Genomic DNA, 10,219 nt, shown 5'->3' with positions numbered 1-10,219 from the left:
GGCCATGATATTTTGCTATCGGTGAATAATATCTATTAGATCACAGCGAGGAACTTGCTTCAAGCTTAAAAAACAAACAATTGAGGAAATATAAAAAAAGACGTAAATACGTCTTTTTGGAGAAATTCTACAGCCTCAACGCCGCAAATCACCGGCAGCAAAAGCAGTGCGAAACGGCGCTTTTTTCTGTCCGAGTGCATTTGCCTTGTTAGCCGTCATTGCGTGAACATCTCCGAGACACCAAGATCGTGAATCAAAACCTGACCAGAGACTATTTCATGGCGAATGACTCGCTGCTCTCGAATCGCTGGCTTTTCACGAAATTCTGCAAATCTATCATTACTGACTATAAAGGTAGTCTTATCAGTTCCGGCGAGATCAAGAACCGTTTCATCCGCCTTAACGCTAGTCGCAACGACATGTACTTGAATATCGTTACCTAACACATCCCTTATATCGGAATCACTACTACCAAGTGCCCGGCGAATTGAAGCGTCGAATACCAATACAACCTCATATTCATTAGCAAGAATTGGCACTAATGATTTCAAGGCGGCAAGCCCTATGAAAATGTTTCCTTGGTAGCTTAGATTGTTACCATCGAGTATAAGCTTTTTAATATTTCTAGCTGCTTTGTCTGCTACAGTTTTCGCCCGCTTCTGTAACTTTTCGAGATCACGTCCGAGGCGACGAATTTCGGAGTCCTTCTGTGAAATCACCTTCTTTGGACTGCCTGTTCCGAATTTCTCCTCACTCTTTTGATGCGCCATAGCCCGTTCATACGAATTGTCTGCATTCGATAATTCTTCATCCAAACTTTGAGCCTGACGCCTGATAGAAGCAGCTTCGGATTTTTTTTGCTCCGTATCGTGAATTTGTGCGACTATCGGCGCTAGCGCATCATCTACTTGATGTTTTCTGTCAGAAATTCGTTCAACTTCCCTCTTCTGCTGAGATAGTTCATTAGCGAGTATCATACGATCCTTGCTTTTGGTGTCGAAATTGAAGTCTTTGTATCTCTCAATTTCTGCAATCTTGGCACTCATTCGTTGTTTTATGTTTTGTAGCTGTCCTTGTGCTTTTGAGGAGTTCTTGTTTACTTCTTTCAGTGACCTTTCCAATACTGATGCGCGACCACGAAGATCCCGCTGTTGTGAATCAAACCAATTTTTAGGATTCCAAAGGCTATTAATTGATTCGGACAGTTTATTAATGTTTGCTTCGATCTGTTGGACCTCGCCGCGTAAATGTGTGCAGCTTAGAGACTGCTTCTCCAGTTTATTTTGAAGTTCATTGCGACTATCGGTTAAAACTGTTAGATCTGTGCCTCCATACCAATCAATCTCATTTTTAACGGCATTGAGGATGGAGCCTAGCTCTAACTCTCTAGCTTTGGCACTCTCGAGTTGTTTGTCAAATGGGTTGAATGTCATATTGTTTATCTTGAGTCCATTTTTTGTGAAGCTGTAAAGGCTAACGCTTTACTAAGCGGCAATAAAATAGCTGGCTAAAATTAGCGAGGAACGAGCAAAAGCCAGCTGTTTTTTGTCCGTTTAAGCAACTTGTTAGTTTTTACTTTACGCGTAAGGTAGATGCCATATTGCTTTAGCTTGTTTTGCTAAATATTTTTGTCTGGCTTTAAGATTTTCTTGATTCCACTTTTGAAACCCAAATCTTTTCGTTAATTCATATCTACTTGTTTTATAGACTTCAGATTTATGCTCAAAGTTTTTGTTGCCGATAACCCGATTCTTATCTGGCTCTAGTAATGTGAAGTTGCCAAGCCTATAAATAAAACTTTCTTCAATGTCTTTAGGGAAGTTTTCATTCCATTCAGAAGACGGATTTTCAGGTAATACATGCTCAAGTGAGCCATTATCATACTCAAAATCAAATGAATGCTCAGATAAATGATTTTCGATGCTATAAACTATATATCTAGCTAATTTCGCCGATCTTTTAGTTCTAATTGATTTGGATTCAAAATTACGTTCGAAATCTTCATCGCTGACATAAAGTGGTTGTAATATAAGAAATATGTCTCTTGCCGTTTTGGCAGCTCCTGCATTCATTGCTTTACATGCCTCATTATATTTAGACTCTAGCGCATTTGGGTTTAACCCTGAGACAACCATGTATCTAAACGAAATTACAGAGCAAATCCTTAAAGTAGCGATCCAATCATCATGTTCTAAATACAAATAAGCATTAATTAACAATGGATAACATTGCGTAACGTTAAATAAGCTTAATTCTCTAATATGCCTTTTAACTTTTTCTTCGCCTTCCCATAATTGATGAGTTGAGTCACTTAAAGCGGCGTAAACCTCTGAAACTTCGCTCATACTATTTAACAAGTCAAAAGCTGTACTAGGTGTATTGATGTGTCTTTTGACGGTTTTAAACAACTCTTTTTCTTGAATCAAACCATTTTGCATCATCCAGTAATGGCGCAAAAACTTCGGGAAGCCCGAATATGAAACGTGATTTATCGTTACATCCCAAATATTTTTAACATGACTTTTATCTGTCTCATCAACTATGGAAAATAGATAGTTCTTCAATAAATCAGTAACTGATAAATCTAAACCTCGATCATTAAGTGTTTCGAAAATAAGGTAAGCACTTAAATCATCAGTTGCAGTAATCTGGATAAACAACAAGCTATCAGAAATATACTCAACAAAAGAAATTAATGAAGAAACATCTTCATCCATAAAAATTTCTTCTTTGATCAATTCTTTATAATAATTAAAACAATCGAAAAGTAATTTATTACTTTTAATGGTTGATTTGATATTTACGGGTTTTCTAAAATTGGTAAGGTAAGTCGAAAAGAAAGGATTATTACTTTCGTTTAATTCAATTTTATTTTCGTAATTTAATGAAGACAGTGATTTTTTACCAATGAAGTCAGTTATTAATAGCTCAATTCTCTTTTCATTGTTTTCAACATCTATTTCTCGTTTAACTAAATCATTCAATGTATCAACGACAGCTAATACCAATATAGTAAGAGTTGTTAATCGTTGCTGACCGTCGATGATATCATATTGTTTTTTGTGTTTAGATACTAAAACAACAGATCCCATGTAATGTTTAGAGTCATTTTTCCTGTTAGTTTCTATATCTAACCACAGATCATTCCAATGCGTTTTATTCCAAGAATAGTCTCTTTGATAAAGGGGAACTTTGAATTTATTATCACCTTTGATGATCCCACCAAAAGTATCAGTCTCTGCATTTAAAAAATTTTCTGCTGACAATGCCAACTCTCCTTGTAAAAACTAACAGTATATTATCCATAATTCACGATAGTAACGGATTATGAAATAAAAAATAACAAAACAGTAATAATTAAATTATTACTTGTCAAAATTATACAGGACAGTCACTCAAATTTGAACAACACTGGCATTTCAACTCATGCTTTATAAGCGAGTGTCCTCATTAAACTTGCCTATGTTAATTAAAGCCCGCGACAATACACACTGGTTTATGCCCTCAGATAAAAAAGGCTATAGGCACATAAATTATATAAGTATTGTTAGTTGCTCACAGTCACTACAAACAAGCGTATAGGTTTCTTTCTTTTTAGATACTTTTGTATTTTTACTTCCACAACTCACACAAGGTATTTTCATTGCGGTATTGGTTTCACATTTATTACATTTGATAAAATAACCATATTTACCATACTGCGGTGAATAATCAGATTTTTCACCACAAGACTTACATTGTAAAATGCTATCAACATTAATTTTAGTTTTTATCTTTACTGGCTCTTGTACTACTGCTTGTTTTATTATCGATTTAGCATATTTAGTATCGGCAAGTTGAGCCATAAGAAATGATGTGATTGATTTTAACTCTTCGTCACTGAAACTCGGTCGTGTATCAAAAGGATTAAGCTTGGTAATGACATGGGTTTTCAATTTCATTAGCTCGCTGAGCTTATCAATCAAGAACTCTGTTTTAACTAGCTGCTTTGATACTTTATTAGGCATTGAATCACGGTCGATAATAGCGTTACTTGATACAGCACAAACATTACTCCAGCAACGCATTCCAAATGATTGTTGCTTAATACCTAGTACTTTCCCCAAAATACTTTCTCGATTAGCATGAAGCATTTCTCGAAGCAGTTTTTGTTGTAATTCTACTTGTTTAATTGGTGAAGCCATACCAGACCATTTATTCCTTAAGCTACGAGTCCATTCACCTAAGCCATTAACTTTCACTTCACCTGTAATACTTTTAGATTCAATTAAAACAAAGCCATATGTGTAAACAATTAAATGGTCTATTTGGGCTGTTTCATCATTATAAGTAAACTTGAAATCATTGATAACATACACTTGTTGGTGCTCTTTAAAAGCACGCCTTAAAAAGAAAGCGACATCCTGTTCTTGTTTCTGGCCAGCTTTTGCTATTGGAGATACAGCATTTTGAAGAGTTTTATCTTTTAGAATCATACAACAACATCGTCCATGAACATCGAATCATAATTAACATAAATCATACCGTAAATAATTACCATTATTAAGACCTATCATCGACTAAAACCGCTTTATAGGCAGTAAAGTACACTTATCAACAATATAAATAATTAAGCTATATTGCAAAAGTTTAGACAAAGGACCTGTCTATTACATTATTGGACAAGACATAATTAGCTGATAACTACCTTCTTATAGCCGTTATAAACAGTACATGAGCTTGCCAAATGATAACATTACTTTGCCTATAAATTTCATCTCGAACTTACAGCTAATGAATAGAATCAATAAAAAGTAAATATAAAACACATCTGTCAGATTGCTTTACAGCCAATAAATAACTCATTACCAAGACACAAACAAAAACACATAACACACTGAATAAAAACATAATTCACACAGTGGCTTGACTATTGCTTAACACTGACAAAATAACTGATTACTCTTTGGAAACCTTGTGAATTTTATTAAAACTACGCTTGTATCAACTTTGTTAGCAATTTCGCCCGTAACGTTAGCGGGACTTATAGATTTTGAAGATTATGCTTCAGGTACGATTATTGATAATGAATATTATGTATCAGATGGCATTACTTTTAACGGCATAAACATTGCCAAAAACTCGGAGAACCTTGCTGTTTTATTTGATACAAATAACTATACCGGTGGCGACAGAGACCTTGCAGCGCCTTTTTTTAACAATGAAAATTTAGGCGAAATAAGTCCTGGTAATGTGTTAATTATTCATGAACACCCTGACGAATGTGATGCATTTACTTGTGTTGATCCTGATGACGAAGGTAGTCGACCAGCAGCATATTTCAGTATTAATTTCTCTGAAGCTGTGACATTAAATAGTATTGATTTTTTTGATGTTGAAAGTGAAGAGTATGGTACAAGTGAAAATAACTTAATTTCTTTCTTTGACAGTAACAATGTCGAAATTCTTCCAAATACTTTTTACACACCTAATACAGGTGGCGATAACCAATGGGCAAGACTCGACTTTGGTGTGTCTGGAGTCTCATCAATAAAAATTAGCCTTTATGGTTCAGGCGCAATAGACAATATAAACTATACAAAGGTGCCAGAGCCAACCACACTCGCGATATTTGCATTAGGTATTATAGGTTTAGCATCACGTCGCTCTTTGTTAGCAAAGAATAAACTGTAATCTAACTATTGCGAAATACTATAAAGCACCACTTATCTTTAAAAAGTCACTGGTGCTTTTTTATTGCCTGTAATTCACCACACAATAATCTAATCAGTTGTTCTAACCACTTAGCCAAAAGTAATTTGTGCTTATTTTAAGTCAACCAATAAGGCATTAGATAAAAGTAACAATACTCACTGATTCATATCCTAAGATAAAAAATGTTACCACTATATTCGTTACAATTATAATGGACAGTCACTCAAATTTGAACAACACTGGCATTTCAACTAATGCTTTATAAGCAAGTGTCCCCGTTAAATTAGTAGGATTTTTAGTGCTGCTTTTAGTCACGTATGGTGGTTAGATTAAAAGGTCGGTGATATTCAAGAATGAAAACACTATTCATTTATCACTGACCTCTTTCTTATGTTAATAACTACCTGAATTAACACCGTATATCAAGCTGTTACAACTCGCTCATTGCCTGTGCTAAATCGGCAATAATATCAGCAGGCTCTTCAATTCCTATTGAAATCCTAATTAACCCATCGGTAACACCAATTAATTCTCGACGTGCCTTTGGTACACCTGAATGAGTCATCGCAGCAGGATGCTGTGCTAAGCTTTCAGTTCCTCCTAGACTAACCGCAAGTTTAACTAATTTTAGTTTATTCAATACGTTAAATGCAGATTTTTCACCACCTTTAATTTCAAAAGAAAACGTTGAGCCCGCGCCCGTACATTGTTTTTTATAGATTTGATATTGTGGATCACCTTCGGTTAATAATCCTGGGTAATCAATTCGTGTTACTTGTTTATGCGTATTTAAATAATCAACCACTTGTTTTGCACCAATGGCTGATGCTTGCATACGAATTTTTAATGTTTCTAAAGAACGTAATATCAACCAAGCTGTATGTGAATCCATGGTTGTGCCGATGCAATTTCTGATTTTTCTGATTTTGGCGATCAAATCTTTATTACCTGAACAACTACCACCAATAAGATCGGAATGACCGCCAACATACTTGGTTAACGAATAGAGACATAAATCAGCACCATGCTTTAACGGTTGTTGCCATAATGGTCCTAGCATAGTGTTATCTATTGCCAATATCGGTCTAACGAGTTGTTTTTCAGATATTTCATCAATAAGATGACGACACTTAATTAAATCAACAAGGTTGTTTGTTGGGTTATCAGGAGTTTCAAGCATAACCACAGAAATGTTCCCCATTTCACTGGCGGTCTTTAATGCTTCTTCCAGCCCTTTAGTGCCTTCACTCGATATAAAACCGACCGCTTTAATATTCATTTGCGTTAACATACCGTTAATCAAGGTATCTGTGCCACCATAAATAGGTTCAGAATAAACAATGACATCGCCAGGTTTAGAAAGTGCTAACAGCGTTGTTGAGATAGCTGACATACCACTACCGGTTACTATACAGTCTTGTGCATTATCCCAGATGGCAATACGATTTTCTGCAATTTCAATGGTTGGATTATTGAATCGTGAATAGACTAAGCCGGCTTTTTCGCCTTCCTCAAGTTGGATACGCCCAGAAGACACATCAAATAGATGCTTACCTTGCTCTGCTGATTCAAAGACAAACGTTGATGTTTGAAAATTAGGACATTTAATTGCACCTTCCGATAGCTTTGGATCATATCCATAGCCCATCATTAACGATTCAGGTTGCAGTTTATGCTCACCTATTGCGGTTTTTTTGTAATTAGTTGGCATGTTTAATTCTCAGTTAACTAAAGTCTATTGTCGGTACTGGTATTCCGGTACTGGTATTATAGAGAGCGTTTATCTCTATTCTATCTATTGATTTATCATTTAAAATATCTACATTAATACTTATAATTATTGGTATTTATGACCTTTAAGAAGGATATGTATATTCATTTATACCCCACCCTTCTATTAATTGAAGTCAATATTAATTTTACTGAGTAAGTTTACATATCACTACTTAAAATCCATCAACAGTAATGTCAATTTCATCGTTCAGCCTGCTTTATAAAGTTTTTTCTATCGGCAGCTGTTGCGCTCTCATTACACTCACCATGTATAGTGTAAATTGACTTGTTAAGTGTACGATTCAGTTCAAAAAATCCTTTTCGGCAGTAACCATTTTCTTCAAGTTTTTCAACTAAACGAGTTTCAAGTTCATTGGTCATTTGACTGTCTCGTTTGTTACTTTTATTCGAGCTTTTTGATTTTTGTTTATTAGGTCGCTCGCCGCCTTTATCTCCCCTTTTGCCTTTTCCCTTTTCTTTGACTTGCTTGTGTGATTTACCCTCGTTGCTATCGTCTTGTGGCGTAGTCTTGTATACAAAAATTAATGAAAAAGAAAACATTTTTGTATCATCTACAATATTACTTCTAAACACTTCTGTTATCTTATTGTCATATTTACTACTGCAACCAGATAAAATAAATAAAGTTATTAAAAAAACGACAATCGAATTTTTTAATGAAGTAGCATGTAGAAAGTTAGCGTGAATAAAGGTCATATAATGTAATCATAATAAAAAGAAGAGTAGATAAATATAATACTCCTTATTTAGTAAAGAAACGTAAAGCGGGTTATTTAATTAAACAACTAGCCAATTAACACTAACTAGCATGTCGGCTATATCAATACCTTAATACCTGAACAGTCAAAAAGAGAAAACTTGATTCTAAGGTAAAGTGAGCTTAGCTTTAATGTTATCTTATTTTTGTGCATCGAATAACTGGCAGAATTCTTCAAAAGGTAACGCTTTATTAAAAAAGTACCCTTGATATTGATAACAGCCGAGTTTTTTCAAACAATTTAATTCTTCTAGGGTTTCAACGCCTTCGGCTAAAACAGCCATATTCAGCGCCTTCCCCAAACTGATAATCATATTAACAATCGCTAGGCTTTCATCACTTTCTTCTATGCTGGACACGAAAGATCGATCTATTTTTAATATACTTGCGGGTATAAGCTTTAAGTAAGTTAAAGACGAATAACCCGTGCCAAAATCATCAATACCACACGCGACTCCTTTGGCTTTTAAAGATGCAATCAATTCAATGGAATCAGTAATATTTTCTATTAATAAGCTCTCTGTTAATTCCAAAGCTAAACGATTAGCCGAAATATTGTTTTGCTCAATAGCCGTCATGATTTTACTTTGAAAATTGTTTTCTATTAATTGTTTAGCGCTGACATTAATAGAGATTGCACCAAAACTATGAGGTACCCCACGTTGTTCTAGTTTTTTAATATCACGACATGCTTGTTCAAGCACCCATTGACCAATATATAAAATTAAATCACTTTCTTCAGCGATAGGAATATAGATAGCAGGGGATTCAATACCATGTTCTGGGTGATTCCAACGTAATAATGCTTCTGCCCCAATAATTTCATTATGATGGTTAAATTGAGGCTGGTAATACAATTCAAACTCTTTTGCTGTTAATCCTTTTTTCATATCGTCGACATAAGCAAGTCGTTTGTTTATTTTGTCTGACATTGCAGGTTGATATTGCTTGCCTTGCAAATTCTTTTCACGTTTTGCTTCATACATGGCAATATCAGCAAATTTAATTAGGCTACTAGCAGTACTCTTTTGTAATGGAAAAAACACATAGCCAATACTACAATTAAGCTTATATGAATTATCTTTAATAATGAAAGGTTCATCTATCACTTGATTAATTTCTTTAATAAATAAATTAGCTACCTTTTGATAATTTTGATCTAGCCCCTGCAAAATAATGACGAACTCATCCCCACCAAAACGTCCAACATGAACATTTTCATTACTTAAAGAATTAAGTCTATTTGCTAAGGTTAGTAGTATGAGGTCGCCAATACTATGCCCCATAGCATCATTAATAGGCTTAAACTTATTTAAATCAATAAATATAGTACAACCATACTCTGCTTTGATACTGGTCTGCTCAATAGCATTTTTAAGTAGTTTCTTAATATGTTGTCGATTGAATAAGCCAGTTAAGCCATCATGTTGTGATTGAAAAGCAAGTTTTTCTTCAATAAGCTGTCTAGAGTGTATTTCTTTCACCAAAGAATCATGTATTAAGGACGCATAACAACTTGTCGCTAATTTATTTAAAATAGGAGATAACGCCTTTTGAACATCCATAGCAAGAATATAATGCGTTTCAAAAACTAAAAAACCATGTCCAGGTACGATAAAACCATATAATTGATGGCCATTATCGTATTCCATTGCTATCGTCTCTTGCTGCTTATTTAATTGTTTAACAAAGTTTGATAATTTCAAGCAGTCTTGCCATGGTTTACCTGAATTGATTTTTGGGATACTTAATAAATTACGATAATCACTTTCTGCTATTGTTTCTATTTTCCTCGGAGCGCCATTTTCATCGCAATAAACATAAAAGTGAGTACTGGTTAAATTTAAACGGCTAAAGCACACTTTTAAAAATACTTTTACCATGGCTTTTAAGTCAAGTTTATTGCCAATAGCCATGGCGAGTTCATGTTGCAACGAAATAAGTGATAAGGCTTTATTCATAAATTACCTATTT

The 10,219-nt window shown here is 34.6% G+C and carries 7 protein-coding genes; 1 reads left to right on the top strand and 6 read right to left on the bottom strand.

The genetic code is table 11. The features are described 5' to 3' along the window. Positions 1 to 215 precede the first annotated feature (215 nt). The 3 genes from KO509_RS06655 to KO509_RS06645 form a co-directional block, all read right to left on the bottom strand. Positions 216 to 1,433, bottom strand: coding sequence for a hypothetical protein (locus KO509_RS06655; protein WP_215972504.1), 1,218 nt, complete (start codon positions 1,431 to 1,433; stop codon positions 216 to 218). Between the two features lie 144 nt (positions 1,434 to 1,577). Then, positions 1,578 to 3,266, bottom strand: coding sequence for a DUF262 domain-containing protein (locus tag KO509_RS06650; RefSeq protein WP_215972503.1), 1,689 nt, complete (start codon positions 3,264 to 3,266; stop codon positions 1,578 to 1,580). Positions 3,267 to 3,533: 267 nt separating this feature from the next. Continuing rightward, positions 3,534 to 4,475: a nuclease-related domain-containing protein gene (locus tag KO509_RS06645; RefSeq protein WP_215972502.1), complete on the bottom strand. Its 942-nt coding sequence runs from the start codon at positions 4,473 to 4,475 to the stop codon at positions 3,534 to 3,536. A 481-nt stretch (positions 4,476 to 4,956) separates the two neighbouring features. On the opposite strand from KO509_RS06645, the gene KO509_RS06640 reads away from it, so the two are divergent. Further along, a complete protein-coding gene (locus tag KO509_RS06640) occupies positions 4,957 to 5,673 on the top strand; it encodes a PEP-CTERM sorting domain-containing protein (protein WP_215972501.1) in 717 nt (238 codons plus the stop codon). Between the two features lie 451 nt (positions 5,674 to 6,124). Here the strand turns inward: KO509_RS06640 and KO509_RS06635 are convergent, their stop codons facing one another. The 3 genes from KO509_RS06635 to KO509_RS06625 all read right to left on the bottom strand — a co-directional run bounded on the left by KO509_RS06635 (position 6,125) and on the right by KO509_RS06625 (position 10,206). Beyond that, entirely contained in the window at positions 6,125 to 7,405 is a 1,281-nt protein-coding gene (locus KO509_RS06635) for a cystathionine gamma-synthase family protein (protein ID WP_215972500.1), read from the bottom strand. A gap of 263 nt (positions 7,406 to 7,668) precedes the next feature. Next, entirely contained in the window at positions 7,669 to 8,184 is a 516-nt protein-coding gene (locus tag KO509_RS06630; RefSeq protein ID WP_215972499.1) for a hypothetical protein, read from the bottom strand. Positions 8,185 to 8,385: 201 nt separating this feature from the next. After that, a complete protein-coding gene (locus tag KO509_RS06625; RefSeq protein WP_215972498.1) occupies positions 8,386 to 10,206 on the bottom strand; it encodes a bifunctional diguanylate cyclase/phosphodiesterase in 1,821 nt (606 codons plus the stop codon). Positions 10,207 to 10,219: the final 13 nt, after the last annotated feature.

It is taken from the genome of Colwellia sp. C2M11, from assembly GCF_018860915.1.
GTDB lineage: Bacteria > Pseudomonadota > Gammaproteobacteria > Enterobacterales > Alteromonadaceae > Colwellia.
The sequence above is the reverse complement of the archived record's forward strand: the minus strand, read 5'-3'. Positions and strand labels throughout refer to the sequence as shown.

Coding starts and splice junctions, on each gene's coding strand:
- KO509_RS06655 (WP_215972504.1), bottom strand. CDS start 1,433: ATGACATTCAACCCATTTGACAAACAACTCGAGAGTGCCAAAGCTAGA.
- KO509_RS06645 (WP_215972502.1), bottom strand. CDS start 4,475: ATGATTCTAAAAGATAAAACTCTTCAAAATGCTGTATCTCCAATAGCA.
- KO509_RS06635 (WP_215972500.1), bottom strand. CDS start 7,405: ATGCCAACTAATTACAAAAAAACCGCAATAGGTGAGCATAAACTGCAA.
- KO509_RS06630 (WP_215972499.1), bottom strand. CDS start 8,184: ATGACCTTTATTCACGCTAACTTTCTACATGCTACTTCATTAAAAAAT.
- KO509_RS06625 (WP_215972498.1), bottom strand. CDS start 10,206: ATGAATAAAGCCTTATCACTTATTTCGTTGCAACATGAACTCGCCATG.